Raw genomic sequence first — 26,968 nt, 5'->3', positions numbered from 1 at the left:
GATCCGGAAGACCGGTCCGACCGACTGGCTACGCTGCGGGCATGCCGCATCCGGACATGTTCTCCGAACACGATCCCGGTCTGGCGGACGTGCGCGCGATCGCGCTGGCCTTCCCCGGCGCCGTCGAGAAGATCTCCTGGGGCCGACCCGTGTTCTGCGCGCCGAAGATGTTCGCCGTCTACGGCGGCTCAGAGAAGGGCGAGGCAAAGGGCGAGCACGTGCCCTACCCGCACGCACTGCTGATCAAGGTCGACGACAGCGATCGCCAGGCACTCGTGCAGGATCGCCGCTTCTTCTTCCCGGCCTACCTCGGCCCGTTCGGGTGGCTCGGGCTGGACCTCACCGCCACCGTCGTGGACTGGACCGAGGTCCGCGAACTGTTGGACGCCTCCTACCGGATGGTGGCGCCCAAGAAACTGCTCCGCCAGCTCGACCAACGGCAGTCCGGGTCCGGCCCGGACATGATTCGATCGGAGACACCATGAGCTTCTCGAGCCCCTTCCCCGAAGTCGACATCCCCACCGCCAGCGTCTACGACTACCTGTTCTCCGGCTTCTCCGGTGCCGAGGACGCCGACCTCGACCGGGTCGCGCTGGTCGACTCCACCAGTGGCCGGCAGACCACCTACCGCGAGATGATCGCCCGCATCGACACATTCGCCGGTGCGCTGGCGGCCCGCGGGCTCGGTGTCGGCGACGTGGTCGGGTTGCTCGCCCCCAACAGCTCCGCGTTCGCGGTGGCCTTCCACGGCATCCTGCGCGCCGGCGCGACCGCGACGACGATCAACGCCCTGTTCACCGCCAAGGACATCGCCAAGCAGCTGACCGATTCGGGCGCGGTCATGCTGATCACCGTCGCCGCCCTGGCGCCCCAGGCCGCCGAAGCCGCGAAGCTGGTCGGGCTGCCCGACGACAACCTCGTCGTGCTCGACGGCCCGGGCCGCGCCGCCGACGGGCACCCCAACGCGGCGGAGCTTCTCGAGGCGAAAGCGCCTGCGCCGGAGGTGACGTTCGCGCCGTCGTCGCATCTGGCCGCACTGCCCTACAGCTCCGGGACGACCGGCAACCCCAAGGGCGTGATGCTCACGCACCGCAACCTGGTCGCCAACGTCGCGCAGATCCGTCCGCTGCACGGCATGGTGCCCGACGACGTGGTGCTGGCGGTGCTGCCCTTCTTCCACATCTACGGGATGACGGTGCTGCTCAACGCCGCGCTGCACGCCCGGGCGCGGCTGGTGATCATGCCGAGCTTCGACCTCGGCCAGTTCCTCGGCAACATCGCCGAGCACCGCTGCACGATCGCGTTCATCGCGCCGCCGGTCGCCGTCGCGCTCGCCAAGCATCCCCTCGTCGACGAACACGACCTGTCCTCGCTCAAGGTCGTGATGTCCGGCGCCGCCCCCCTCGACGCGGATCTGGGCCGTGCGGTCGCCGAACGGCTCGACTGCCGGGTGGTGCAGGGGTACGGCATGAGTGAGCTGAGCCCGGTCAGCCACATCACCCCGTTCGACGCCGGCAAGCACGACATGAAAATCGACGCGCCGCTGAGCTCGGTCGGCTGGACGGTGTCCAACGCCGTGTCCAAGATCGTCGACCCGGACACCGGCGAGGACATCACGCCGCCGGAGGAGGGGCTGAGCAGGACCGGCGAGCTGTGGTTCAAGGGACCCAACGTGATGGCCGGCTATCTGAACAACGACGAGGCCACCCGGTCCACCATCGACGACGACGGCTGGTTGCACACCGGCGATCTCGCGCAGGTCGATGCGCACGGCTGTGTCTACATCGTCGATCGGCTCAAGGAACTGATCAAGTACAAGGGCTACCAGGTGCCCCCCGCCGAGCTCGAGGCCGTGCTCCTCAGCCATCCCGGGATCGCCGACGCCGCGGTGATCGGTGTCCCCAACGCCGACGGCGAGGAGGTGCCCAAGGCCTACGTGGTCAAGCAGTCCGGCGCCGAGCTCACCGAGGCCGAGGTCATCGAGTTCGTCGCCGGCCAGGTGGCGCCCTACAAGAAGGTGCGCCAGGTCCAATTCATCGACGCCGTACCGAAATCCGCATCGGGCAAGATCCTGCGCAAGGACCTCAAGAACGCCTGACCGGTCACCCGACCGCGTCGGGATCCTCGGCGAAGGCGTCGGCGACCTTCTGCGCCGTTTCGACGGCCCGGCGCGCCCAGGCCGCGGTGGCGCCGGCCAGCCCGCAGGTCGGGGTCACACCGACGCGGTCGCGCAACACCGCCCGGGAGAACCCGAGGCGGTCGGTCACAGCGGCCACCGTCGTCGCGACCTCCTCGACCGACGGCCGGGTCACCGGCGTCGCGGCCGGGACGGCACCGAGCAGAACGGTCCGCCCGGATTCCAGGAACTCGCCGACCGCGTCGAGGTCGGCCGCGGTGAGCGTCTGAGCGTCGACCGACACCGCACCGATCATGCTGCGCTGCAACAGTTTCCAGGGCAGGCTGGCGGCGCAGCTGTGCAGGGCCACCTCACCGCCCACCGCGGCCACGCAGTCGTCGAGCAGCCCGATGACCACCGACTCGTCCACCGGGTGCACCGGGCTCAGACTCGTCACTCCCGACAACCGTCCCGCCAGCGCTGCCGGCAGGGAGGGCTCGTCGAACTGGACGACCACCGGTGTCTGCAGCCGCCGCTGCACCTGCGCGCGGTGCGCGGCCACCCCCTCGGCCAGGGACATGGTCAGGTCCCGGACGGCGCCGGCGTCGGTGATCGCGCGGTGCCCGCCGCCGAGTTCGAGATGCGCCGCCAGCGTGATCGGCCCGGGCGCCTGCACCTTGACCACGCGTTCGCCGCCGCGCAGACCGGCCTTCTCCCAGGCCTCCTCCAGCGCGTCGATGTCCTCGTCGAGCAGGCTGGCCGCCCGTCGGGTGACCCCGCTGCGCCCCGCCGCGACGCGGTAGCCGCGCGGGATCGTGTCGATCGCGATGTCGACCAGCAGCGCGCCCGCACGCCCGATCAGGTCGGCGCCCACGCCGCGGCCGGGAAGCTCGACGAGATGGGGCAGCCGGTGCAACTCCCCCACCACCACCTCGGCCGCGTCATGGGCCGAGGTCCCCGGCCATGATCCGACCCCCGTGGCGGTCGCGAATGCAGTCACTCGCCCGACGATAGGCGACGCACTACCCTCGAAGCATGACGGGCCGCGTGCTCCTGTGCGCCGTGGCGATCCTGCTGTCGGGGTGTGCGCAGACCGTGGCCGGGACCGCGACCCGGCCGGTGCCCGGCCTCGACGAGGATTCCCGCTCGCCCGTCGACGTCGACGCGGTCCTGCTCGACCGTTCCCGGATGCAGGCGATCACCGGTTCCGGCCCAGATCTCACCGCCGTTCCTGGCACGGAAAGCAAAGTGCCGGTGGACATTCCGATGAACACCGGGTTCCTGCCCGAGCAGGTGGTGCGTGACGTGCCCGCACAGTGCGAGTGGCTGTTCGCCGAGACCCAGGTGTTCGGCTCCGCGGTCGAGGAGTTCCACAAGACCATCTACCAGAATCCGGCGCGCGGGGCGCTGATCTCCCAGGCTGCCGCGGGCTACGTCGACCCGGCCACGGCGGTGGGCGCCCTGACCGGTCTGACCCGCCGGATCGACGAGTGCGGCGACACCGATCAGGGGCCCGTGCTGGTCGGCGAGGTGAGCGCGACCGACGATGCGGTGTCCATCCGCCCCGGCGCGTGCGGACGCGACTATCGGGTGAAGTCCGCGGTCATGATCGAGGTGACGTTCTGCTCGTTCCCCGACTCGGTTCCCGGCTTGGTGATGACCAACATCGCCGACAACGTGCCCGGCTAGGTTCGTCGGCGGACGGCGGTCACGTTTCGAGGCGGGACTCCTCGAGATCGATGTCGCGCAGGATGCGGTTGAAGGCCTCGTTCGACAGCGACCCTTCGCGCCGCAGCGTCGTCAGCGCACGCCGCTGCGCCTCCAACACGGCGCGCACCATGTCCTGATAGGCCCGCGACCGTTCCTCGTAGTCGCCGACCTCGTCGCCGGCCACCCGGGCCTCGAACCGCTGTGCCCGGTACTCGTAGAGACCACGCATGCGCTGCGCGGTGTCGGTGCGCGTCCACTGTTCGTCGGCGAGCTCGTCGATCCGGTCCAGGGCCGCCCGCGCCGCGGTCAGCCGCGCCCGATCTTCTTCGGCGGCCTCCGGGTCCGTGGTGCGGTCCAATCGGTTGATCAGCGCAGGCAGCGTCAGCCCCTGCACCACGAGCGTGAAGAAGATGACCACGAAGGTGAGGAAGAGGATCAGTTCGCGATGCGGAAACGGTGCGCCGTCGGCGGTCTGCAGCGGCAGTGCCAACGCCACGGCGAGCGAGACCGCGCCCCGCATCCCGCTCCACCCCATGACGAGCCGCCACGACGCCGGGGCGCGTCGGCGACGCTGTCGGGGCCTGCGGTCCAGCAGCCTGATCAGATAGGGCACCGAGAAGAACCAGGCGATGCGGACGGCGACCAGGGTGGCGGTCACCGTGGCGGCGTAGGCCACCAGGGCGGTGAAGCGGTATTCGTGCAGGCCTGACACGATGGTGTGCAGTTGCAGGCCGATGAGCGCGAAAAGCGTTGCGTTGATCAGGAAGTCGATGATGTCCCAGACGAAGTAGCCCTGCAGCCGGGGGCGGGCGTCGAGGACATCGGGGCTGCGGATCGCCATGACGATCCCGGCGGTGACGACCGCCAGGACGGCCGAGGCGCCCGCCGCCTCGGCGGGCAGGAACGCGGCGTAGCAGGTGAGCAACGAGATCGTGACGCTGATCTGGGCGTCATAGATGCGGGCGCGGAACCATCCCGACAACCAGCCCACCACCAGGCCGATCGCGATGCCGCCGAGCGCTCCGAAGACGAAGCTCAACCCGGCGTCGGCCAGCGAGAAACTGCCCGCGACGGTGGCGGCCACCGCGACCCGGAAGGCGACCAGCGCGGTCGCATCGTTGAACAGCCCTTCGCCCTCGATGCTGCTGATGAGCCTGCGCGGGGCGCCCAGGCGACGCATGATGGTGGCCGCGGCCACCGGATCGGTGGGCGACACGATCGCGCCGAGCACGAAGGCCGCTTCCCAGGGCATCTCGGGAACGACGGCGTGCGCGGCGCACGCCACCGCCCCCATCGTGACGACGACCAGGGCGACCGCGCTGAGGGTGAGGCTGCGCAGGCCGGTGCGGAAGTCGCCGAAGTTCGCGTAGATCGCCGACTTGTACAGCAGCGGGGGCAGGAAGAGCGCCAGAACGAGGTCGGGTTCGAGGCGGATCTCCGGCAAGCCGGGGAGGAAACCCGCCAGCGCCCCACCGATCACCAGCGGAATCGGATAGGGCACCGACAGGCGGCATGCGAGTGCCCCCAACGCGGCCACAGCCATCAGCAATGCGGTGATCAGCACCTCGGCATGGTTCACGCCGACACCCTCGTGCCGATGTGGTCAGCTGTCAATGCGATTCGCCCGGTAGCGCGACCGTGCGACAGCGGTCACGGCAGTGTCGGTGGCGGCTCGGGCAGCGGATGCGCACCCTCGGGGCGCAACCCATCGAAGATGATGGCGAGGTAGCGCCGCCACAGCATCGGCGGTGGATCGGCGAGATTGTCCGTGACGTGCACGGGCGCGCACATCAGCAGGAAGACGTCCGTCTCGGTGATGTCGGGCCGGAGCACGCCGGCGCCGCGGGCCCGGTCGACGAGTACCCCGAGGGCGCAGTGCAGATCTTCTCGCGCCCGCCCCACTGCGGGATCACCGTCACTGGCCGTCTGCAGGAACGTCAGATCGTGTTGCCGTCGTTGGTCGGCGGCGATCACGAGGAAATCCCTCAGTGCCGCACCCGGATCCGGCGCACCGGCGAGACCCTTCGCGGCATCGGTCAATGCGGTGATGTGCTCGCACACGATGGAGGCGATGAGGTCTTCCTTCGTGGCGAAATGACGAAACACCGTTCCTTTCGCCACCCCGGCTCGCGCAGCGATGTCGGCGACGGAGGCGGCGAGCCCGCGCTCGGCGAAGACCGTCTCTGCGGCGTCGAGAAGTTGTCGACGGTTGCGAGCCGCGTCCGCGCGAAGGGGACGAGGACTCGAGGGCATGCGACGAGACTACCAACTTGACCGACCGGTCACCTTGTGCCAGCGTGGGATGAACATGACCGAGTGGTCATGTTCGTACATCCTTATGGAGGACAGATGAACGTGCACGGTGCCACCGCTCTGGTCACCGGGGCGAACCGCGGAATCGGACGCTCCTTCGCGATCGAGCTGCTCGCTCGCGGAGCGACGGTTTACGCGACCGCGCGCACACCTGAGCTGATCGACATCCCCGGCGCGGAGGTCATGCGTCTGGACATCACCGACCGGGCATCCGTGGCGGCAGCAGCGGCGCGCGCATCGGACGTCGACCTGCTGATCAACAACGCCGCCGACACCGCGGGCGGCAGTCTGGTCGACGGTGATCTCGACGCGATCCGGTCGACCATGGAGTCGAACTACTTCGGCACTCTGGCGATGATTCGGGCGTTCGCGCCGGTGTTGGCGCGCAACGGCGGCGGTGCCATCCTCAACGTGCTGTCGGCGGCCGCGTGGTCGACCGTGCCGGGCAACACCGCGTATGCAGCCGCGAAGTCCGCGCAGTGGGGCTTGACCAACGGCGTTCGCGTCGAACTGGCCGAGCAGGGCACGCTCGTGAGCGCTCTGGTGCCGGGACTCGTGGGCACGCCGACGCTCTACGACTTCGCGCGCCGCCAGGGCATCGAATTCCCCGACGGCCGGGTGATCGACCCGGCCGATCTCGTGCGGCTCGCACTCGACGGGCTGGAGGCGGGCGAGATCGAGGTGCTCGACCCGATCGGCGCGGAGGCGAAGTCGGCGCTGTCAGGGCCACCCCGCGCCTTCGAACTCAACTGATGACCGCGTGGCGTCAGTGCGCCCCGGTGATGGTGGCGCTCCCGAGCACCTCGTCGCCCTCGGGATCGGGACGGTAGAGCACGAGCGTCTGCCCGCGCGCGACGCCGCGCAGCGGGACGCGCAGGTCGACGGCGACCGACCCGTCACGCACCCTGGCAACGGCGTCGGCGGTGCCGCCGTGGGCGCGGACCTGCACGACGCATTCCACCGGACCGTCGGGCGCCGTCCCGCAGGTGAACACCGGCTCGTCACCCACCAGCGTGGTGACCTCCAGGTCGGCGAGGTCGCCGACGTGCACGGTGCCGGTGTCGGCGTCGATCCCGGTCACGTACCGGGGCCGGCCGTCCGGGCCCGGTCCCGGGATGCCGAGTCCCTTGCGCTGGCCGATCGTGAAACCATGCACGCCGTCGTGCTCGGCGAGCACGGTGCCCGCGGCGTCGACGACCGCCCCGGGGCGCACGCCGATGCGGGCGCCCAGGAACGCCCGGGTGTCCCCGGAGGGGATGAAGCAGATGTCGTGGCTGTCGGCCTTGGCGGCGACCGACAGTCCGCGGCGGGCGGCCTCCTCGCGGATCTGCGCCTTGGGGGTGTCCCCGATCGGGAACACCGCATGCCGCAGTTGCTCGGCGGTCAGCACCGCCAGCACGTAGGACTGGTCCTTGTCGTGATCGACCGCGCGGCGCAGCCGACCGTCCGACAACCGCGCATAGTGACCGGTGGCCAACGCGTCGAAGCCCAGCGCCAGCGCCCGGGATGCCAACGCGGAGAACTTGATCCGCTCGTTGCAGCGCACGCACGGATTCGGGGTCTCCCCCCGCGCGTAGGAGGCGACGAAGTCGTCGATCACGTCCTCTTTGAAGCGGTCCGCGAAATCCCAGACGTAGAACGGGATGTCGAGCACGTCAGCGACCCGGCGGGCGTCGCCGGCGTCCTCCTTCGAGCAGCATCCCCGCGATCCGGTGCGCAGGGTGCCCGGCGCGGACGACAACGCCAGGTGCACGCCGGTGACGTCGTGTCCGGCGTCGACCATCCGCGCGGCGGCCACCGACGAATCGACGCCACCGCTCATCGCGACCAGCACCCGCATGACTACGGCCGTCCTCCCGAGCTCGCCAGCGCCGCCTGACGCGCGCGCTCCACCGCCGCGGGCAGCACCGCCAGCGCGGCGTCGACGTCGGCGTCGGTGCTGGTGTGACCCAACGAGAAGCGCAACGATCCGCGCGCACTGGCCGGGTCGGCGCCCATGGCGGTGAGCACGTGCGAGGGCTGGGCCACACCGGCGGTGCACGCCGATCCGGTCGAGCACTCGATTCCCTTGGCGTCCAACAACATCAGCAGAGAGTCACCTTCACAGCCGCGAAAGGTGAAGTGCGTGTTGCCGGGCAGCCGGCCGACTCCGGCCGCGCCGTTGAGATACACGTCGTCGATGGTGCCGAGCACGCCGTCGATCAACCGGTTACGTAATGCGCGCACCCGCGCCGCGGTGGCGTCCATGGTCTCGACCGCGTCGCGCGCCGCCGCGGCCATGGCCACGACGCCCGCGACATCCTGGGTGCCGGAGCGCACATCGCGTTCCTGCCCGCCGCCGTGCAACTGAGGCACGCAGGCGGTGTCGCGGCGCAGCAGCAGGGCCCCCACGCCGGCGGGTCCGCCGAACTTGTGCGCGGTGACGCTCATTGCCGACAGGCCGCTGGCGGCGAAGTCGACGGGCACCTGCCCGACGGCCTGCACCGCGTCGCTGTGCATCGGGATGTCGAAGCCGGCGGCGACCTGCGCGAGTTCCGCGATGGGCATGATGGTGCCGACCTCGTTGTTGGCCCACATCACCGAGATCAGGGCGACGTCGGCGGGATCGCCGATCGCGGTCCGCAGCGCGGCCGGCGTCACCACCCCGTCGCGGTCGACCGGGATCCAGGTGACCTCGGCACCCTCGTGCTCGACCAGCCACTCGACGGCGTCGAGCACCGCGTGATGCTCGACCGGCGTCGTGACGATGCGGCGGCGGCCGTGCTCGGCGTCACGCCGTGCCCAGAAGATCCCCTTGACGGCGAGGTTGTCGCTCTCGGTGCCCCCGGCGGTGAAGATCACCTCCGACGGCCGCGCGCCGAGCAGCTGAGCCAGCGTCTCCCGGGACTCCTCGAGCCGGCGGCGGGCCAGCCGACCGGATCCGTGCAGCGAGGAGGCGTTCCCGACCGTCGACAACGCCGCTGTCATCGCCTCGATGGCGGTCGGGCGCATCGGGGTGGTGGCAGCGTGGTCGAGGTACACCGCGGGCGCAGTCACAACGCTCCACAATAGCCGCCACCTGCGGGCAGGCCTGCTCAGGCGACCAGCGCGTGACCGTCACCGCACGCCGGCGCCGCCGACGCGGCGGTGGGTGACGGGGTGCCGCGCACCGCCGCCTCGCAGCGCGCGGCCAGGTCCCGGCGATCCTCGCCGGGCAGCTGCAGCGATTCGACCCGGACGTGGACGACGGTGCGCCGCGCGGTGACGAGCCGACGGATCGACGTGAGCAGGCTGTCGTCGCCGATGTAGGACGCCACCGTCGACCTGCTGCCGTCGCGGTGGTGGTAGCTCAGCCGCAGCGGCTGCACCGGGCGGCCGGCGTCGATCGCGGCCTGGAACATGGCCGGCCGGAAGGGCCCGTACGCCAGCCCGCACCACGTCGTGCCCTCGGGGAACGCCACCACGGTGCGCCCGGCGCGCAACCGGTCGGCGACGGCGCGCACCACCTCGGGCAGCCGGCGCAGATCGTCCCGGTCGATCGGGATGACCTTCATCATCCGGGCCAGCGTGCCCAGCCCGGGCCAGCCGACCATCTCCGCCTTGGCGACGAAGGCGCCCGGCATGACGGCGCCGATGGCGAAGATGTCCACCCAGGACACATGCCCGCTGACCACCAGGACACCGGGAAGGTTGCGGACCGGGCCGCCGGAGACGGTGATCCTGATGCCCAGGCAGCGCAGCACCACGCGGCAGTACCGCCGCTGCAGATGCGAGCGCCCCGGCAGCGGCACCGCCAGCAGCGGCAGCGTCGGCAGCAGCAGCATCGTCAGGGTGGCCCGCAGCGCCACCCGCAGCATCACCACAGGACGCCGGCCTGCGGCTGCCGCGCCCGCCGCGATGCAGCCCGGGCCGCAGGAGGCTGCCGGCAGCCAGGCGTGGCTGCGCGTGCTCATCACGCGTCCACCGCGGTGGCTGCGGCGCCGGCCGAGCGCAGCCTCGTCAGGTAGCGGATGTCGGCGCGGCGCTTGTCCAGCAGCGCGGGGAAGTCACCGACCCCGAAGTCGGGATCGTGGGCGGGTTCTCCGCAGACCTGGGCGCCCAGCCTCAGGTATCCGCGCATCAGCGGCGGCACCGACACCCGGGCCGGCGGGTCGATGTCGTCCAGCGAGCGGCCGTCGACCACGACGGGCCGGTAGGGCCGCACGGTGAACTCATGCGGCGCCCGGTGGCGGCGCATGACGAAGTCCCGCACGCCCCGCAGGTGGCTTCCCGCCGGTTCGACGCCGTAGGGGTCGGCGACCGGAACCGACACGCAGCCGGTCACGTAGTCGTAGCCGCAGCGGTCCAGGTAGGCCAGGATCCCCGCCCACATCATCAGCACGACCGCGCCGTTGCGGTGCCCGGCACGGACCACCGCGCGGCCCATTTCGACCAGCGAGGGGCGCAGCGGGTCGAGCGCCGAGACATCGAACTCGGTGGCCGTGTAGAGGCCTCCGGCGGCGATCGCCCCGGGCGGGGGCAGCATCCGGTAGCACCCGACGAGCTGGCCGGTGTGATCGTCACGGACCAGCAGATGGTCGCAGTACTCGTCGAACCGGTCGGCGTCCAGGCCGGGGTGGCCGGTGTCGGCCAGCGTGAACCCGGGTTCGGCGGTGAACACGTCGTGGCGCAGCCGTTGCGCGGCCTCGATGGAGTCGGCGTCGGTGCACAGCAGGAGCGAGTAGCGGGGGTGGGTGGCTGCGGAGCTGTCGGGATCGCTGGCGATGAGTACAGAAGCAGTGCTCATAGCCAGCACGGTCGCGCAGGCGATCAGCGCGACGGCAATCGGTGCGTGACGTGTTCGTGAGCGGTGGGTGACGGTTCGGGGGCGGGTGTCCGGCCCGGGGAAGGCGAAAGGCCCCCGTCCCGGTGGGGACGAGGGCCTGACGCGGGTGCCTTGCGGCGATCAGCCCTTGCGGGCCTTGATCGCGTCGGTCAGCTGCGGGGTGACCTTGAACAGGTCACCGACGACGCCGAGGTCGGCGATCTCGAAGATCGGCGCCTCTTCGTCCTTGTTGACCGCGATGATCGTCTTGGACGTCTGCATACCGGCGCGGTGCTGGATCGCCCCGGAGATGCCCAGCGCGATGTAGAGCTGCGGCGAGACGGTCTTGCCGGTCTGGCCCACCTGGAACTGGCCCGGGTAGTAGCCCGAGTCCACCGCCGCGCGGGAGGCGCCGACCGCGCCCCCGAGCGAGTCGGCCAACTGCTCGACGACACCGAAGTTCTCCGCGCTGCCCACACCACGGCCACCGGAGACGACGACGGTCGCCTCGGTGAGCTCGGGGCGGTCACCGGCGACCGCGGGCTCGCGCTTGGTGATCTTGGTGGCGTTCTCGGCCGGAGCCGGCACCTCGACGGTGACGACCTCGCCGGCGCCCTCGGACGACTCGGCCTCGATCGCGCCGGGACGCACGGTGATCACCGGGGTGTCACCGACGGCCTCGGCCTCGACGGTGTAGGCGCCGCCGAAGATCGAGTGGATCGCCTTGCCGCCCTCGCGGACCTCGACGACGTCGCTGAGGATGCCCGCGCCGATGCGCGCGGCCAGCCGGCCGGCGATCTCCTTGCCGTCGGCGCTGGAGGCCAGGATGACCGCCGCGGGCGACGCGGACTCGGCCAGCGAGGCCAGCACATCGACGAACGGCGTGATCAGGTAGTTCTCGGCGTCGTCGGACTCGGCGACGTAGATCTTCGCGGCGCCGGCTGTCTTGAGCCCCTCGACGAGGGGCTCGGCGGTGCCGGGCTTGCCCACCACGACCGCGGAGGGCTCACCGAGCGCACGGGCGGCGGTGATCAGTTCGGCGGTGACCTTCTTCAGCGCACCTTCTGCGTGCTCCACGAGCACGAGTACTTCAGCCATGGGTTTCGTTGCCTCTTGAGTTCTAGGGGTGGATTGATGAGAACGGGGACTAGACGATCTTTTGGGCGACCAGGTACTCGGCGATCTTGGTGCCGCCCTCGCCTTCGTCGGTGACCTTCTCGCCCGCGGTCTTGGGCGGCTTCGGCGTGGACGACAGCACCTTGGAACCGGCGTTGGCGACACCGACCTCGTCGGCCTCCACACCGATCTCGGCGAGCGTCAGCTTGGTCACTTCCTTCTTCTTCGCGGCCATGATGCCCTTGAAGGACGGGAAGCGGGGCTCGTTGATCTTCTCGTTGACGCTGACCACGGCGGGCAGCGTCGCCTCGAGGGTGAACACGCCGTCGTCGGTCTCGCGCTCGCCGGTGACCTTGCCGTTCTCCACCGTGAGCTTGCGCACGTGCGTCAGCTGCGGCAGGCCGAGGTACTCGGCGATGATCGCCGGCACGGCGCCACCGGTGCCGTCGGTGGCCTCGTTGCCGGCGATGACCAGCTCCGTGCCCTCGATGGTGCCCAGGGCACGGGCCAGCGCCCAGCCCGTCTGCACCATGTCCGAACCGTGCAGACCCTCGTCGACCAGGTGCACCGCCTTGTCGGCACCCATCGACAGCGCCTTGCGGATGGCCTCGGTGGCGCGCTCCGGGCCGGCCGTCAGCACGGTGACGGTGCTGTCGCCGCCCTCACGCTCCTTGATCAGCAGCGCCTCCTCGACGGCGCGCTCGTTGATCTCGTCGAGCACGGCGTCGGCGGCCTCGCGGTCGAGGGTCCAGTCACCCTCGGACAGCTTGCGCTCGGACCATGTGTCGGGAACCTGTTTGATCAGAACCACGATGTTCGTCATGACTGCAGTTCGTCCTTCTCGAAGGGGCCGGTGACCGGCCCGCCTTATCACGTTTGGAGCTCTCACCCCCAGGTTACCAGCGGGTAACTTAAGGCGGTTCGCAAAAACACCATAGCTGGTCGAAGTTTGCGTTCTCGCCCGCCGGGGTCCTATGAACAGTTCGTCATCGGTCGGTTACGGGTTAGCCTGCCTCCGATGAGCGCACACGTGACCCATTCAGCGGTTGAGACGCAGCCGGCTGACGCCCCCATGGCGCTGACGGGTGAGCGGACCGTCCCCGGTGTCGCCGAGGAGAACTACTGGTTCCGCAGGCACGAGGTGGTCTACCGCCGCCTGCTGGACCGGTGCCGCGACCGGGACGTGCTCGAGGCGGGCTGCGGCGAGGGCTACGGTGCCGATCTGATCGCCGACGTCGCGCGCAGGGTGATCGGCCTGGACTACGACGAGTCGGCAGTGACGCACGTTCGAGCCCGCTATCCGCGCGTGGACATGCGTCACGGCAACCTCGCCGCCTTGCCGCTGGCCGACGAGTCGGTGGATGTGGTGGTCAATTTCCAGGTGATCGAGCATCTCTGGGACCAGGGCCAGTTCGTCGCCGAGTGCCGCCGGGTGCTGCGCCCGGGCGGGCTGCTGCTGATGTCGACCCCCAACCGGATCACCTTCTCCCCCGGTCTCGACACCCCGGTCAACCCGTTCCACACCCGGGAACTCAACGCCGCGGAGCTGACCGAGCTGCTCGTCGACGCCGGGCTGCGGATGGACTCGATGCTCGGGGTGTACCACGGAACCCGGCTCGCCGAGCTGGACGCGCGGCATGGTGGTTCGATCATCGATGCGCAGATCGCCCGCGCCCTCGCCGATGCGCCGTGGCCGGCCGAGCTGCTCGCCGACGTGGAATCGGTCACCGTCGACGACTTCGAGCTCACCGACGGCCGCGACATCGACGACAGTCTCGACCTGGTTGCGATCGCGGTGCGGCCGTGACGGTTCCCGCATCCGACCCGGTACCCGGGCTGTTCACCTTCGTCCTGCACACCCATCTGCCGTGGCTGGCCCACCACGGCCGCTGGCCGGTCGGCGAGGAATGGCTCTACCAGTCCTGGTCCGCGTCGTATCTGCCGCTGGTGCGGGTGCTGCGGACCCTGGCCGACGAGGATCGGCAGCACCTGGTCACCCTCGGTGTCACCCCGGTGGTGGCCGCCCAGCTCGACGATCCCTACTGCCTGCAGGGCATGCACCACTGGCTGGCCAACTGGCGGCTGCGCGCTCGTGAAGCCGCGACCACCCGAACGGCGTCCGGCCCTTCCCCCGCATCGGAGCCAGAAGCGTTGCGCCGCTTCGGTTCCCGTGAGCTGGCCGAGGTCGATCGCGAGCTCGCCGAGTTCGAGACGCTGTGGCGGCACGGTGGCAGCCCGGTGCTACGGGAGCTCATCGACGGCCGCGTGATCGAGCTGCTCGGCGGTCCGCTCGCGCACCCCTTCCAGCCGTTGCTCAACCCTCGGCTGCGCGAGTTCGCGCTGCGCGAGGGTCTGGCCGACGCCCAGCAGCGCTTCGCGCACCGCCCCGCCGGGATCTGGGCGCCGGAGTGTGCCTACGCGCCGGGAATGGAGACCGAGTATGCCGCCGCCGGGGTGGGCCACTTCATGGTCGACGGCCCGTCGCTGCACGGCGATACCGCGCTCGGCCGCCCGGTCGGCGACTCCGACGTCGTCGCGTTCGGCCGCGATCTGGCCGTCAGCTACCGCGTGTGGTCCCCGAAATCCGGCTATCCCGGCCACGCCGCCTACCGCGACTTCCACACCTACGACCATGCGACGGGCCTCAAACCGGCTCGGGTGACCGGTCGTAACGTGCCCTCGGACGCCAAGGCCCCCTACGATCCCGCGCGCGCCGCGGCCGCCGTCGACGGCCACGTCGACGACTTCGTCGCCACCGTGCGGGAACGGCTGATCAGCGAGAGCGCCCGGATCGGCCGGCCCGCGCACGTCATCGCCGCCTTCGACACCGAGCTGTTCGGCCACTGGTGGTACGAGGGCCCACTCTGGCTGGAGAAGGTGCTGCGGGCGCTGCCCGAGGCGGGTGTGCGGATCGGCACACTCACCGACGCGATCACCGACGGCTACGTCGGCGCCCCGGTCGAATTGCCGCCCAGCTCATGGGGTTCCGGTAAGGACTGGCAGGTGTGGGCGGGCGATCAGGTGGCCGATCTGGTCCGGCTGAACACCGAGGTCGTCGATACGGCGCTGAGCACGGTGGACAAGGCACTCGCCCACGCGGCTGCACTGGGTGCGCCGGGACCGCGGATGTTCGTCGCCGACCAGATCCTGCGCGAGACGCTGCTGACCGTGTCCAGCGACTGGCCGTTCATGGTCAGCAAGGACTCGGCGGCCGACTACGCGCGCTACCGGGCGCACCTGCACGCGCACGCCACCCGCGAGATCGCCGACGCGTTGGCGTCCGGCCGGGTAGAGCAGGCGCAGCGCCTCGCACAAGGCTGGAACCGCGCCGACGGCCTGTTCGGCGCGCTGGACGCGCGGAGACTGCCGAGCGCGTGACGATGAAAGTCCTTCTGGTGTCCTGGGAATACCCGCCGGTGGTCATCGGTGGGCTGGGCCGCCACGTGCACCACCTGGCGACCGAACTGGCCGCGGCGGGCCACGACGTCGTGGTGCTCAGCCGCAGGCCGACGGGCACCGACCCGGCGACGCACCCCACCACCGACGAGGTCAGCGACGGGGTGCGGGTGATCGCGGCCGCCGAGGACCCGCACGAGTTCGCCTTCGGCACCGACATGATGGCGTGGACACTGGCCATGGGCCACGCGATGGTCCGGGCCGGCCTGATGCTCGGCGACTGGCGGCCCGACGTGGTGCACGCGCACGACTGGCTGGTCGCCCACCCCGCCGTGGCGCTGGCCCAGTTCTTCGACGTGCCACTGGTTTCCACCATCCATGCGACCGAAGCGGGCAGGCACTCGGGATGGGTGTCGGGCACGGTCAGCCGCCAGGTGCACGCGCTGGAGTCCTGGCTGGTGCACGAATCCGATTCGCTGATCACCTGTTCGGCGTCGATGCGCGACGAGATCACCGCGCTGTTCGGCCCGGGGCTCTCCGAGATCTGCGTGATCCGCAACGGAATCGATCTCGCCGGTTGGCCGTTCGCGCCCCGCCGGGAACATCCCGGTCCCGCCGAGCTGCTCTACTTCGGCCGGCTGGAATACGAGAAGGGCGTGCACGACGCCATCGCGGCGCTGCCGCGCATCCGGCGCACCCACCCGGGAACGACGCTGACCATCGCCGGCGACGGCACGCAACTGGCGTTCCTCACCGCGCAGGCCCGCAAGCACAAGGTGCTCAAGGCGATCGACTTCGTCGGCCTCGTCGATCACGCGCAGCTGCTCGCGCTGCTGCACCGGGCCGACGTCGCCGTGCTGCCGTCTCGCTACGAGCCGTTCGGCATCGTCGCGCTCGAGGCCGCTGCCGCCGGTGTGCCGCTGGTCGTGTCCACCGCGGGAGGTCTCGGCGAAGCCGTGATCGACGGCGCGACCGGCCGCTCGTTCCCGCCCGGCGATGTGGCCGCCCTCGCGGCCGCCGTGCGCGCCGTGCTCGACGCGCCCGCAGCCGCACAGCGTGCCGCAACCGCCGCGCGTGAGCGGCTCACCTCCGACTTCGCCTGGCGCACTGTCGCCGGCGAGACCGCGCAGGTGTACCTCGGCGCGAAACGGGGCGAGCGCCGACCGCAGCCCCGCAGGCCGATCGCGGAGCGGGCGCTGCCCGACGTCTGACCTCTAGCGGGAAGCCTTCTTGCGTTCGATATCGGCCAGCGCGGCGGCCAGTTCCGCGCGCTTGGCCGCCGAGGTCTCCCACGACACCTTGCGGTTCTTGACCACCTTGGCCGGCGCACCGACCGCAATCGAGAAGTCCGGGATGTCCCCGCGCACCACCGCGTGCGAGCCGAGCACACAGCCGCGCCCGATCGTGGTGTTGCGCAGCACGCTGACCTTCACTCCCACCCACGTGTCGGGACCGATCCGCACCGGGCCCTTGATGATGCCCTGGTCTTTGATCGGCAGCTCGATGTTGTCCATCCGGTGGTCGAAATCGCAGATGTAGCACCAGTCGGCCATCAGCACCGAATCGCCGAGCTCGATGTCGAGGTAGGTGTTGATGACGTTGTCGCGGCCGAGGACCACCTTGTCGCCGATCCGCAGCGACCCCTCGTGACAGCGGATGGTGTTCTTGTCCCCGATGTGTACCCAGCGCCCGATCTCCATCTGGCTCAGCTCGGGGGTGGCCTGGATCTCGACGCCCTTGCCCAGGAACACCATGCCGCGCGTGATGATGTGCGGATTGGCCAGCTTGAACTTCAGCAGCCGCCAGTAGCGCACCAGGTACCACGGGGTGTACGCCCGGTTGGCCAGCACCCATCGCAGCGATGCCAGCGTGAGGAAGTTCGCCTGCCGCGGATCACGCAGTCGCGACCCGCGCCAGCGCTTGTGCAGCGGCGCGCCCCACATCGTCGTCATGGCCGGAAAGCCTACGCGAGCGCCACAACGACATCCCCGGGTCGCTGCGCTCCTGCCCGCCGCTGCGACATCCCCGGGTCGCTGCGCTCCTGCCCGCCGGTGCCGAGCAGTTACCCTCACGTGGGCTCGACGTACACCGCGACCAGAAGGGACCCCGTGCTCCGGCGAATCATCGTGCTGGCCACCACCGTGCTGATCGCGGGCGCACTGGCCGGCTGCGGGAGCACCGACTCCTGGGTGCAGTCCCGCGCCGCGTCGGGTTGGGCCGCCCAGTACGCCGATGCCGCCAACAGCAGTTCCTCCCCTGTCTCGGGCGCCGACACGCTGCGCCTGGACTGGGTGCGGTCGGTCAAGGGGGACCTCGCCGCGCAGGCCGCGCTCGGTTCGGGCAACTACCTCGCGGTCAACGGGCAGACCGCCGGCGGATGTTCGCTGATGGTGTGGGAGACCAACAACCGCGCGCGGCAACGCTGGTGCACGCGGCTCTACCAGGGCGGCGGCATCGCCAGTCCGCTGTTCGACGGGTTCGACAACCTGTACATCGGGCAGCCGGGCTTGGTGATGTCCTACCCGGTGACCCAGTGGATCCGCTGGCGGCAACCGGTGATCGGCATGCCGATGACGATGCGCTTCCTGGATCCGGGCATGCTGCTGGTCGTCACGCACCTGGGCCAGCTGCTGGTGTTCGACGCGCAACGCGGCACCGTGGCGGGCAGCGCAATGGATCTGGTGGCCGGGGTGAATCCGCGAGACTCCGAACGCGGCCTGCAGGACTGCCGGCTGGCCGGGCCGGCCTGCCCCGTCGCCGCCGCTCCGGCGTACTCCGACGCCTCGAAGGTCATCGTGCTGACCCTGTGGGAACCGGGCGCCGAGGCCCCGCAGCTCGTCGGACTGCGCTACCGGCCCGGTCAGACGCCGCTGATCACCCGCGAATGGACCAGCGACGCCGTGGGGCGCGGTCCGCTGGCCAGCCCCGTGCTCTCCGCGGACGGCGCCACGGCCTACGTCAACGGCCGCGACCAACGGCTCTGGGCCATCAACACCGACGACGGCTCCGCGAAGTGGTCGATGCCGCTGAACTATCTGGCCCAGACGCCGCCGTCGGTGACCCCCGACGGGCTGATCGTGGCCGGCGGCGGTCCAGGTGCCCGGCTGACCGCGATCCGCGACACCGGCGACGGACCCGAGAAGGTGTGGAGCCGCGACGACACGGCGCCGCTGTCCACCGCGAGCCTGGCCGGCGTCGGGTACACGGTGGTCGCCGACGGCGACGGGATGGCGCTGACGGTGTTCGCCCTCGGTGACGGGCACACCGTGAACACCTACCGGCTGCCGGGCGCCACCGGCTGGCCGGTCGGGGTGTCGGTCGGCCACGACCGCAGGGTCGTCACCGCGACCAGCGACGGCCGGGTGTACGGCTTCGCGCCGGCCTAGGCCAGCATCGGCGCGACGGCCGAGCGCGGCACGCCCCAGGAGCAACAGGTCTGCACGTTGTGCAGACGATGTTCGAGTGACGTCCTGCAGAACGTGCCGGGGTGGGGCGCCTGTGAGTCCGCCNTCGTCACCGCGACCAGCGACGGCCGGGTGTACGGCGTCGCGCCGATGCTGGCCTAGGCCGGCGCGACGGCCGAGCGCGGCACGCCCCAGGAGCAACAGGTCTGCACGTTGTGCAGACGATGTTCGAGTGACGTCCTGCAGAACGTGCCGGGGTGGGGCGCCTGTGAGTCCGCCGCAGCTCAGGCGAGCATCGACGGGACGGCCGGGTGTACGGCTTCGCGCCGGCCTAGGCCAGCATCGGCGCGACGGCGTCGGCGCACCGGCCCCAGGAGTGACAGGTCTGCACGTTGTGCAGACGATGTTCGAGTGACGTCCTGCAGAACGTGCCGGGGTGGGGCGCCTGTGAGTCCGCCTCGGCTCAGGCCAGCATCGACGCGACGGCCGCGCGCGGCACGGTCGCCTGCAGCGCGCCCCCGGCGCCGCCCATGACCTCGCCCTGGCCGAAGAAGAAGATGATCGAGTCGTCGGTCAGGGCGAACTCGGAGTACTTCGACGGGTCGAGCCCGTCTGCCGCGGCGATCGGGGCGTCGACGCCGAGCTGGCGCGACACCTCGGACTGCACGATCGGGAAGATCACGTCCAGCGGCCGGGTGCCGGGCTTGAAGAGCGTGTCGAAGGTGATCGGCGCCTTCTTGACGACATCCCAGTTGAACGCCTTGTACCAGGTCTGGGGGTGCGCACCGCCGACGTTCTCGTACACCTCGAATACCACGCTGCGGGTGCCGCCGTCATCGGGCCCGGTGCGGTAGCCGGTCCCCTTGCCGTCGAGCACGTAGGGCAGGTTCCACGAACCCGGCATCTCCGCCACGTTGACGAAGCCGTCGCGGGTCTGGGTGAGGTACGCGATCAGCGCCTGCTGGTCGGGGTAGTCGGCCGGAAAGGTGTAGTCGAGGGTGTAGGTCGGGTTCTCGACGTGGACGTGACAGATCTGCTCGGCGTCCACCGTGCCGCCGAGGTCGGCGCACGCCGGCTGGGCGGCGGCGGCAGGCGTGGCGCCCCAGCCGGCCAGCACACCGGCAGCCAGGAAAGCAGCGGCGAGTTTGCGCATCGTCGGAGTCCTCAGGATTCGGCGCCACGGGTGCGACGGCGCATGGTCGGATGTCCGCCAGGGTACGTGAGCGATCACCGTGACGGACGACATATGAATGCCGTTGCCCGGCTTGCCGCCCCGGAACCGAGGCGGGTGATGACGACCGAGGCGCGGTCGTCGCCGCGCAGCCGCATCCGGGATCGCAACGCGTCGGGGTCGACGTCGACGCCGCGGACCAGGATCTCCACGGCCCCCACCGCCCGCGCCGAAAGCGCCTGTCGCAGGTGACGTTCGCTGTAGGGCAGCTTCTCGAGCACTTCGAAGCCGCGCACCCCGTCCGGCAGGCGGTCGCCGGACAGGTAGGCGATGTCGGGGTCGATCTGCCACAGACCGTGGCGTGCCGCGTAGTGACGCACCAGGCCGGCACGGACGACGGCGCCGTCCGGGTCGATCAGCCAGCGGCCGGCCGGCGCCACCCCGCAGTCGTCGGGCTCGGCGTCGGTGAGCTGCTCGCCGGTGTCGAGCACCGTCGCGCGCCGGCGAACGCCGGCCGCGGTCAGCCCGGCCGACCACAGGCAGGCTTCGCGCACGCCGCCCGCCAGAGAGGTGACCTCGATCTCCCCGTCGAAACCCATCTCGGCCATCATCGCGAAATCGATTCCGGGAGCGCACTTCACCACGTGATCGCGGTCGGCCAGCACGGCCAGGAGCTCGTCGAGCGGCGGCTGGTAGGCCCGTGGGTCGAACCGGCGCCTGGCCCCGCTGCGCCGCGCCGGGTCCACCACGACCACGGCGTCTCGAGTGACGGGGCGCAGCGCATCGGCCCGGCAGAGCACCACCTCGGCGCCCGAGCCGGAACCCAGGTTGTGCCGCGCCATCGCCAGCCGCACCGGATCGACGTCGCTGCCCACCACGTGGGCGGCCGAATGCCGCAGGGCCGCAAGCTCAGAACCGATCGAGCAGGTGGCGTCGTGCACCGTCGCTCCGGCCAGCCGTCGCGCGCGATGCGCGGCAACCGGCCCCGCGGTGGCCTGCTGCAGCGCCTCGTCGGTGAACAACCACTCCGACGCGTCGGCGAACTTCGCCGCCGCCCGGCGCCGCAGCTGAACGGTCTCCACCAGGACCGCGGCGCGGTCACCGAATCGCGTTCGTGCCGAACCGATGTCGTTGACCAGGGTGGTGGTGCCGAGATCGAGCCGGCCGACCTCGGCCAGGGCGAGCCGCCCGGCATCACTGCCCAGAAAGCTCACATCGTCGAGGCCGAACGCTACGACGGCGTACCGCCCGGCTTGACCCCGGTCACCATGACGTTGTAGAACCAGCCCTTCGGCACCACGCGCCGCCATACGGTGGCGTCCACCCACGACAGCGTGGTCCAGCTGTTGAACGCGAATTTCGCCCAGCCCCAACCGAGCCGGCCCGGCGGCACCGCGGCCTCGAACGTCCGGATCGGCCAGCCCAGCATCGCGGCAGTGAATTCCTCACTGGCCGTGCGAATCTCGACCGCTCCGGCGTTGGCAGCCATCCGCTCGAGATCGGCGGGATCGAAGGTGTGCAGGTCGACGACGGCCTCCAGCGCTGCAGCGCGCGAGGATTCGTCGAGCTCGGCCTGCGGGCGGCGCCACTGCGAGAGCATCGGCAGCTTGGTCACGTTGGTCGCGACCCGCCAGGTGAGCGTCGAGAGCTCGCGGGCGTAGCGGTTGCCGACCGTGGTCGGCTCGCCGGCGAACACGAACCGCCCGCCCGGCTTGAGCACCCGCACGACCTCGCGCAGCGACAGTTCCACATCGGGGATGTGGTGCAGCACCGCGTGGCCGACCACCAGATCGAAGGTGTTGTCGTCGTAGGGGATGCCCTCGGCATCGGCGACCCGGCCGTCGACGTCCAGGCCGAGACCCTGCCCGTTGCGGGTGGCCACTTTTACCATGCCCGGCGACAGGTCCGTCACCGACCCGCGGCGCGCCACCCCCGCCTGGATCAGGTTGAGCAGGAAGAAGCCGGTTCCGCAGCCCAGTTCCAACGCGCGGTCGTAGGGCAGTTCGCGCTGGACCTCGTCGGGCACCGCGGCGTCGAAGCGGCCGCGGGCGTAGTCGACGCACCGCTGGTCGTAGGAGATCGACCACTTCTCGTCGTAGGTCTCGGCCTCCCAGTCGTGGTAGAGCACCTGGGCGAGCTTGGAGTCGTGCATCGCGGCTTCGACCTGCTCCTTGGTCGCGCGCGGCTGCGGAGCCGGGTCGGCGACATGTGGCGTGGGCGCCGGATCGGCGACGTCCGGGTGGGCGCCGGATTCCTTCGTTTCCGTCATGCAGGGCAGCCTAACGTCTGCCGTCGAACGCGGCTTTTGCGGCCGCCAGGACCTCCGGCGGGTAGTCCACGAACCGACGTGTCCAGGCCAGCGCGGCGTCGTAGACGGCATCGGGAGCGACGAGTTCGTCGACGAGGCCGAGCTGCTGGGCCTCGCGGGCGTCGACGAAACGGCCGCTGAACACCAGGTCCTTGGCCTTGCTCACGCCGATCGCGGCAGAAAGGCGCGTCGCCGCCTCCCCGGCGGGCGCGCGACCGGCCAGGATCTGCGTCGCGCCGAACTTCGCGTTGTCACCGCTGATCCGCCAATCGGCGGCCAGCGCCAGCGTCATGCCCGCGCCCAGCGCATACCCGGTGATCGCGGCCACCATGGGCCTCGGCACCGCCGCCAGTGCGTCGACGGCCTCCCGGCACACCCGGGCGGCCTCCTCGGCCTCCTCGGCGTCGAGCGTCTCCAGCTCCGGCATGTCCTCGCCGGCGGAGAAGATCTCGTGACCACCGAACAGGATGACCGCGGTCAGGTCGTCCCGGCGCGCGAGCTCGGCCGCCGCCTCGGTGATCTCGCGACACACCTGACGGGTCAGCGCGTTGGTGGGTGGCCGCGACAGCAGCAGCGTCGCGATCCGCGCGTCGTCCTCGCCTGCGGCGAGGTGGACGCTGACGAACTCCGTCACGACAGCGGCGCCCCGTCGGCGTAGCCCTGCGGCGCCCGCCGATTGCGGGCGGCGTTGTAGCGCTCGCTGTTGAAGAACTCGATCTCCCAGTTGCCGCCGGTCTCGGCGGCCAGCGACGGCTCGATCGCGACGATGCGGCGTTCGACGGCCAGCACCTCGGCGACGGTGCGCCCGTTGAGTGCGTCGAGCTGGGTCCACGTGGGCGGCAGCAGGAAGCTGCGCCCCTCGGCGAAGTCGTCCAGGGCGGCCTGCGGGGTGACCCAGCCGGCCTTGTCGGTCTCGGTGTTGTCGCCGTCGGCGCGCTGCCCCTGCGGCAGCGCCGCGACGAAGAAGTACGTGTCGTACCGACGGGTGCGCTCCTCCTTCGGGGTCACCCAGTTCGCCCACGGCCGCAGCAGGTCCGCGCGCAGGACCAGCTTCTCCGCCCGCAGGAACTCCCCGAACGACAGCGACTTGTTCTCCAGCGCGGCCCGCTGCTCCCGGTACACCGACGCGTCGTCGACCAGCAAGTCCGGGTCGTCGGCAGCGCCGGCGAACAACACGCCGGACTCCTCGAACGTCTCCCGCGCCGCCGCGCACACCAGCGCCTCGGCGAGCTCCTCGTCGGTGCCGAACCGGCCGGCCCACCAGCCGCGGTCGGGCCCGTGCCAGGCGATGTCGGCGTTGCGGTCACGGTCGTCGACCCCGCCGCCGGGAAACACCATGACCCCGGCGACGAAGTCCATCGCCGAATGCCTGCGCATCAAGAAGATCTTGATGCCCTCGTCGGTGTCGCGCACCAGCATCACGGTCGCGGCCGGCCGCGGGACCAGCGGATCGGTAGCCGTCACAAACGCCTCCTGTGTGCCGCGCGGGTGCGCGTGCGGCGCGCGAAGTAGCGGCCGTCGATGATGTCCAGGGCGATGGATTGTCCGAACGCCGTCGACAGGTTCTCCGCGGTCAGCACATCGGTGAGCAGACCGGCGTCGACCACCGCGCCCTCGGAGAGGATCAGGCAGTGCGAGAAGCCGGGCGGGATCTCCTCGACATGGTGGGTCACCAGCACCATCGCCGGCGCGTCGGGGTCCAGCGCCAGATCGCTGAGCCGGGCCACCAGTTCCTCGCGCCCGCCGAGGTCGAGTCCGGCCGCGGGTTCGTCGAGCAGCAGCAGTTCGGGGTCGGTCATCAGCGACCGCGCGATCAGCACCCGCTTGCGCTCCCCCTCCGACAGCGTGCCGTAGGTGCGGTCGGCCAGATGCTCGCCACCGACGCTCTCCAGCATGTCGAGCGCGCGTTCGTAGTCCACGTCGTCGTACTTCTCGCGCCAGCGGCCCAACACCGAGTAGCCGGCCGACACCACCAGGTCCCGCACGATCTCGTCGTCGGGTACACGTTGGGCCAGCGCCGCGCTGCTCAGTCCGATGCGCGCACGCAGCTCGGACATGTCGACCCGGCCGAGGCGCTCCCCGAGGACGTAGGCGGTGCCCGACGACGGATGCTCCATCGCCGCGGCGATCCGCAGCAGGGAGGTCTTGCCCGCGCCGTTGGGGCCGACGACGACCCACCGCTCGTCGAGCTCCACCGACCAGGTCACCGGGCCGACGAGCAGCCGGCCGTTGCGGCGCAACGTGACCTTCGCGAAGTCGATCAGCAGGTCTTCGTCGGCTTCGTGGACGTCATCGTCGGGGTCGGCTGGCACCCGCTCATCGTAGTCAGCCCGGAATCGTCCGGCCGGATGGCGTCCGGCACCTCAGGACGGACCCCGGCCCAGCCGCTGACGGCGAGGATGCGCCGCGGGGTGAGGCGCACGAACAGCTGCACCAGCGGCCCGATGCCGAGCGCGTAGACGACCGTGCCGATGCCGACGGTGCCGCCGAGCAACCAGCCCACGGTGAGCACCGTGACCTCGATCGTGGTGCGCACCAGGCGAACCGAGCGCCCGGTGCGCATCACGAGCCCGGTCATCAGCCCGTCACGCGGACCCGGGCCGAGGCCCGCGCCGATGTAGAGAACCGTGCTGACGGCGTTGGACACCACCGCGGCTGCCATCAGTGCCGCGCGGACCGGGAGGGACTCCGGTGCGGGGATGAGCCACAGGGCGACGTCGACGGTCACGGCGATGACGACGACGTTGGCGACGGTGCCGATGCCCGGCCGGTTGCGCAGCGGGATCCACGCCAGCAATACCGCGACGCCGACCACCGCCGACGCGGCGCCGATGCTGAGCGGAGTGCGCAGCGCCAGTCCCTGATGGAAGACGTCCCACGGGTCCAGTCCAAGGCCGGCGCGAACCATCATCGCCATGGACGTGCCGTAGCCGACGAGGCCGGCCAGCAGCGCGGCCCCGCGCGCGGCGGCAGTGCTCACCCGGGCCATCCGTCAGGCGTGATCGGGGAAGTGCATGCGGATGGCGTCCAATTCGCTGCGCATGCGGCGGGCATCGGCGTCGCGATCGTCGATCGCGCTTCCGATCGAGGGCGAGTAGTACAGGTCGGCCAGCCGGTGAGCCAGTCGAGATATCCAGTGGTTCATATCGCCATGATCTTGCGTGACTGGCTTGCCCATCAATAGCCAGTTGGTGAATACTGGCCTCAATGACTACCGCGATGACAGCCAGATCGCTCGATGTGGACCTCTTGGCCCGCGAATTGGGTAACTGGCGCACGTCCAGTCGCAGCGGGCCCGCCTACCACGGCCTGTCCGACGCGATCCGCCTGCTCATCGTGGACGGCCGGGTGCCGGTGGGCGCGCGGCTGCCCAGTGAGCGCGCGCTGGCCGAGGCCCTGCGCGTCTCCCGCACCACCGTCACCGCGGCCTACGCCCAGTTGCGTCAGGACGGATATCTGCACGCCCGACAGGGCGCCCGCAGTACGACCGCACTCCCCCTGTCCTCGCCGACTTCCGTCGCGCCGGCCATCCCGACGGCCAATCTGGCCGCAGCCACGCTCGCCGCCCCCGCGGCCGTGGTGTCGCAGGCATTCGCCGAAGCGGCCGAACAGGTCACGCCGTACCTGCGCGACATCGGCATCGAGTTGCGCGGCGTTCTGTCGCTTCGTGAAGCCATCGCCGAAAGATATTGCGCCCGAGGCCTTCCCACCGAACCCAACGAGATCCTGGTGACCACCGGGGCGTTGCACGCGATCGGGCTGATCCTGGCCACCTACACCCAACCCGACGATCGGGTACTCGTCGAGCAGCCCACTTACCACGGCGGCCTCGCCGCGATGGCGGTCCGCGGTCTGCGGCCGGTGCCGGTCGCGATGACCCCCGACGGCTGGGAACTCGACGCCATCGACGCCGCGATCCGTCAGCTGGCGCCGAGCCTGGCGTATCTGATCCCCGACAACCACAATCCGACCGGGATGACGCTGCCGCCCCCGGGGCGGCGCCGGCTGGCCCACATCATCGGCGAGACCCGCACCCGAACCATCATCGACGAGACGATCACCGACATGTGGCTCGACGAGGAGGTGCCGGCCCCGTTCGCCGCGTCGATGACCGCGCGCCGGGACCTGGTGTTGACCGTCGGGTCGATGTCGAAGTCGTTCTGGGGTGGGCTGCGCATCGGCTGGATCCGCGCCGAGCGGAACACCCTCGCCACGGTCGCCGCGCTGCGGCCCGCGATCGACATGGGTACGCCCGTCTTCGAACAGCTGGCCGCGGCACGGCTTTTGGCGGCCGAGGCCGATGTGCTCCCCGAGCGGCGGGAGATCCTGCGTGCCCGCCGCGCGCTGCTGCTCGACCTGCTCGCCGAGCATCTGCCCGACTGGCGGCCCTCCCCCGGCAAGGGCGGGATGTCACTGTGGGTGCGGCTGCCCGCGCCGATGAGCTCGGCGCTGTCGGCGGCCGCGTCGCGGATGGGTCTGGAGATCCCGCCGGGTCCGCGTTTCGGCGTGGACGGCACGCTGGAGCGGTTCATCCGGGTGCCCTACACGCTGCCCGACGACCAGCTCGTCGCCTCGATCGAGCTGCTGGCCCGCGCATGGCGCGCCGTCACCGGATCCACGTCGGTGGAGCCGACCGCGATCGTGGTCTGAG

Annotated in this window: 27 protein-coding genes; 9 read left to right on the top strand and 18 right to left on the bottom strand. The window is 70.7% G+C overall.

Annotated elements, in window-relative coordinates; genetic code table 11:
- The first annotated feature begins 41 nt into the window (after positions 1–41).
- Together MCHUDSM44219_RS09965 and MCHUDSM44219_RS09960 are read left to right on the top strand one after the other, a co-directional pair.
- Entirely contained in the window at positions 42–485 is a 444-nt protein-coding gene (locus MCHUDSM44219_RS09965; protein WP_048418084.1) for an MmcQ/YjbR family DNA-binding protein, read from the top strand.
- Positions 482–2,098, top strand: coding sequence for a 4-coumarate--CoA ligase family protein (locus MCHUDSM44219_RS09960; RefSeq protein WP_048418083.1), 1,617 nt, complete (start codon positions 482–484; stop codon positions 2,096–2,098). Before MCHUDSM44219_RS09965 ends, MCHUDSM44219_RS09960 begins: the two co-directional genes overlap by 4 nt.
- 4 nt (positions 2,099–2,102) lie before the next feature.
- Here MCHUDSM44219_RS09960 and MCHUDSM44219_RS09955 read toward each other — a convergent pair whose 3' ends face one another.
- Positions 2,103–3,116 carry a uroporphyrinogen decarboxylase/cobalamine-independent methonine synthase family protein gene (locus MCHUDSM44219_RS09955; RefSeq protein WP_048418082.1) on the bottom strand — a complete coding sequence of 338 codons (1,014 nt, stop codon included), beginning with the start codon at positions 3,114–3,116 and terminating at the stop codon, positions 2,103–2,105.
- 35 nt (positions 3,117–3,151) lie between these two features.
- Here MCHUDSM44219_RS09955 and MCHUDSM44219_RS09950 point away from each other — a divergent pair, with 35 nt between their 5' ends.
- Positions 3,152–3,805 carry a sensor domain-containing protein gene (locus tag MCHUDSM44219_RS09950; protein ID WP_048418081.1) on the top strand — a complete coding sequence of 218 codons (654 nt, stop codon included), beginning with the start codon at positions 3,152–3,154 and terminating at the stop codon, positions 3,803–3,805.
- A gap of 19 nt (positions 3,806–3,824) precedes the next feature.
- Here the strand turns inward: MCHUDSM44219_RS09950 and MCHUDSM44219_RS09945 are convergent, their stop codons facing one another.
- Together MCHUDSM44219_RS09945 and MCHUDSM44219_RS09940 are read right to left on the bottom strand one after the other, a co-directional pair.
- A complete protein-coding gene (locus MCHUDSM44219_RS09945; protein WP_048418080.1) occupies positions 3,825–5,405 on the bottom strand; it encodes a Na+/H+ antiporter in 1,581 nt (526 codons plus the stop codon).
- Positions 5,406–5,476: 71 nt separating this feature from the next.
- Positions 5,477–6,079, bottom strand: a complete 603-nt coding sequence (locus tag MCHUDSM44219_RS09940) for a TetR/AcrR family transcriptional regulator (RefSeq protein ID WP_048418079.1) — start codon at positions 6,077–6,079, stop codon at positions 5,477–5,479.
- Positions 6,080–6,175: 96 nt separating this feature from the next.
- Here MCHUDSM44219_RS09940 and MCHUDSM44219_RS09935 point away from each other — a divergent pair, with 96 nt between their 5' ends.
- Complete coding sequence (locus MCHUDSM44219_RS09935) at positions 6,176–6,892, top strand: SDR family NAD(P)-dependent oxidoreductase (RefSeq protein WP_048418078.1); 717 nt, start codon at positions 6,176–6,178, stop codon at positions 6,890–6,892.
- A gap of 13 nt (positions 6,893–6,905) precedes the next feature.
- On the opposite strand, the gene mnmA is transcribed toward MCHUDSM44219_RS09935, so the two are convergent.
- From mnmA to MCHUDSM44219_RS09905, 6 genes are all read right to left on the bottom strand, one after another.
- Positions 6,906–7,979 (bottom strand): tRNA 2-thiouridine(34) synthase MnmA, encoded by a 1,074-nt coding sequence (mnmA, locus tag MCHUDSM44219_RS09930; RefSeq protein WP_048418077.1) that lies wholly within the window; start codon positions 7,977–7,979, stop codon positions 6,906–6,908.
- Between the two features lie 2 nt (positions 7,980–7,981).
- Positions 7,982–9,175, bottom strand: a complete 1,194-nt coding sequence (locus MCHUDSM44219_RS09925; protein ID WP_048418076.1) for a cysteine desulfurase family protein — start codon at positions 9,173–9,175, stop codon at positions 7,982–7,984.
- A 38-nt stretch (positions 9,176–9,213) separates the two neighbouring features.
- A complete protein-coding gene (locus tag MCHUDSM44219_RS09920; protein ID WP_048418075.1) occupies positions 9,214–10,071 on the bottom strand; it encodes a lysophospholipid acyltransferase family protein in 858 nt (285 codons plus the stop codon).
- Positions 10,071–10,904, bottom strand: coding sequence for a GNAT family N-acetyltransferase (locus MCHUDSM44219_RS09915; protein ID WP_048418074.1), 834 nt, complete (start codon positions 10,902–10,904; stop codon positions 10,071–10,073). Before MCHUDSM44219_RS09915 ends, MCHUDSM44219_RS09920 begins: the two co-directional genes overlap by 1 nt.
- Before the next feature lie 159 nt (positions 10,905–11,063).
- Positions 11,064–12,020 (bottom strand): electron transfer flavoprotein subunit alpha/FixB family protein, encoded by a 957-nt coding sequence (locus MCHUDSM44219_RS09910; RefSeq protein WP_048418073.1) that lies wholly within the window; start codon positions 12,018–12,020, stop codon positions 11,064–11,066.
- 49 nt (positions 12,021–12,069) lie between these two features.
- A complete protein-coding gene (locus tag MCHUDSM44219_RS09905; RefSeq protein ID WP_048418072.1) occupies positions 12,070–12,861 on the bottom strand; it encodes an electron transfer flavoprotein subunit beta/FixA family protein in 792 nt (263 codons plus the stop codon).
- A 195-nt stretch (positions 12,862–13,056) separates the two neighbouring features.
- On the opposite strand from MCHUDSM44219_RS09905, the gene MCHUDSM44219_RS09900 reads away from it, so the two are divergent.
- Genes MCHUDSM44219_RS09900 through MCHUDSM44219_RS09890 form a run of 3 tightly spaced genes read left to right on the top strand, consistent with a single transcriptional unit; the run spans position 13,057 to position 16,645 of the window.
- Entirely contained in the window at positions 13,057–13,845 is a 789-nt protein-coding gene (locus MCHUDSM44219_RS09900; protein ID WP_048418071.1) for a class I SAM-dependent methyltransferase, read from the top strand.
- Complete coding sequence (locus MCHUDSM44219_RS09895; protein WP_048418070.1) at positions 13,842–15,416, top strand: 1,4-alpha-glucan branching protein domain-containing protein; 1,575 nt, start codon at positions 13,842–13,844, stop codon at positions 15,414–15,416. Before MCHUDSM44219_RS09900 ends, MCHUDSM44219_RS09895 begins: the two co-directional genes overlap by 4 nt.
- Before the next feature lie 2 nt (positions 15,417–15,418).
- Positions 15,419–16,645 (top strand): glycosyltransferase family 4 protein, encoded by a 1,227-nt coding sequence (locus tag MCHUDSM44219_RS09890; RefSeq protein WP_048418069.1) that lies wholly within the window; start codon positions 15,419–15,421, stop codon positions 16,643–16,645.
- A 3-nt stretch (positions 16,646–16,648) separates the two neighbouring features.
- Here the strand turns inward: MCHUDSM44219_RS09890 and MCHUDSM44219_RS09885 are convergent, their stop codons facing one another.
- Entirely contained in the window at positions 16,649–17,386 is a 738-nt protein-coding gene (locus tag MCHUDSM44219_RS09885; RefSeq protein ID WP_048418068.1) for an acyltransferase, read from the bottom strand.
- Between the two features lie 156 nt (positions 17,387–17,542).
- Between MCHUDSM44219_RS09885 and MCHUDSM44219_RS09880 the strand changes: the two genes are divergently transcribed.
- Positions 17,543–18,820 (top strand): BamB-related PQQ repeat family beta-propellar protein, encoded by a 1,278-nt coding sequence (locus tag MCHUDSM44219_RS09880; protein ID WP_048418067.1) that lies wholly within the window; start codon positions 17,543–17,545, stop codon positions 18,818–18,820.
- A 481-nt stretch (positions 18,821–19,301) separates the two neighbouring features.
- Here MCHUDSM44219_RS09880 and MCHUDSM44219_RS09875 read toward each other — a convergent pair whose 3' ends face one another.
- The 8 genes from MCHUDSM44219_RS09875 to MCHUDSM44219_RS29960 form a co-directional block, all read right to left on the bottom strand.
- Positions 19,302–19,991 carry an esterase gene (locus MCHUDSM44219_RS09875; RefSeq protein ID WP_048418066.1) on the bottom strand — a complete coding sequence of 230 codons (690 nt, stop codon included), beginning with the start codon at positions 19,989–19,991 and terminating at the stop codon, positions 19,302–19,304.
- A gap of 74 nt (positions 19,992–20,065) precedes the next feature.
- Entirely contained in the window at positions 20,066–21,319 is a 1,254-nt protein-coding gene (locus MCHUDSM44219_RS09870; protein ID WP_157868759.1) for a THUMP-like domain-containing protein, read from the bottom strand.
- Entirely contained in the window at positions 21,241–22,278 is a 1,038-nt protein-coding gene (locus tag MCHUDSM44219_RS09865) for a class I SAM-dependent methyltransferase (RefSeq protein WP_048418065.1), read from the bottom strand. Before MCHUDSM44219_RS09865 ends, MCHUDSM44219_RS09870 begins: the two co-directional genes overlap by 79 nt.
- A 10-nt stretch (positions 22,279–22,288) precedes the next feature.
- Entirely contained in the window at positions 22,289–22,951 is a 663-nt protein-coding gene (locus MCHUDSM44219_RS09860; protein WP_048418064.1) for an enoyl-CoA hydratase, read from the bottom strand.
- Positions 22,948–23,736 carry an NUDIX hydrolase gene (locus MCHUDSM44219_RS09855; protein WP_236695418.1) on the bottom strand — a complete coding sequence of 263 codons (789 nt, stop codon included), beginning with the start codon at positions 23,734–23,736 and terminating at the stop codon, positions 22,948–22,950. The genes MCHUDSM44219_RS09860 and MCHUDSM44219_RS09855 overlap by 4 nt, the downstream gene beginning before the upstream one ends.
- Before the next feature lie 41 nt (positions 23,737–23,777).
- Positions 23,778–24,629, bottom strand: a complete 852-nt coding sequence (locus tag MCHUDSM44219_RS09850; RefSeq protein ID WP_048418062.1) for an ABC transporter ATP-binding protein — start codon at positions 24,627–24,629, stop codon at positions 23,778–23,780.
- Entirely contained in the window at positions 24,578–25,306 is a 729-nt protein-coding gene (gene yczE / locus MCHUDSM44219_RS09845; RefSeq protein WP_236695415.1) for a membrane protein YczE, read from the bottom strand. Before yczE ends, MCHUDSM44219_RS09850 begins: the two co-directional genes overlap by 52 nt.
- A 3-nt stretch (positions 25,307–25,309) precedes the next feature.
- Positions 25,310–25,462: a hypothetical protein gene (locus MCHUDSM44219_RS29960; RefSeq protein ID WP_157868758.1), complete on the bottom strand. Its 153-nt coding sequence runs from the start codon at positions 25,460–25,462 to the stop codon at positions 25,310–25,312.
- 62 nt (positions 25,463–25,524) lie between these two features.
- On the opposite strand from MCHUDSM44219_RS29960, the gene yczR reads away from it, so the two are divergent.
- The gene (yczR, locus tag MCHUDSM44219_RS09840; RefSeq protein WP_048418061.1) at positions 25,525–26,967 is read left to right on the top strand and encodes a MocR-like transcription factor YczR; all 1,443 of its coding nucleotides are present in this window, start codon (positions 25,525–25,527) and stop codon (positions 26,965–26,967) included.
- Position 26,968 lies beyond the last annotated feature (1 nt).

The sequence above is a fragment of the Mycolicibacterium chubuense genome, from assembly GCF_001044255.1.
In the GTDB taxonomy this organism is placed as follows: domain Bacteria; phylum Actinomycetota; class Actinomycetes; order Mycobacteriales; family Mycobacteriaceae; genus Mycobacterium; species Mycobacterium chubuense.
The sequence above is the reverse complement of the archived record's forward strand: the minus strand, read 5'-3'. Positions and strand labels throughout refer to the sequence as shown.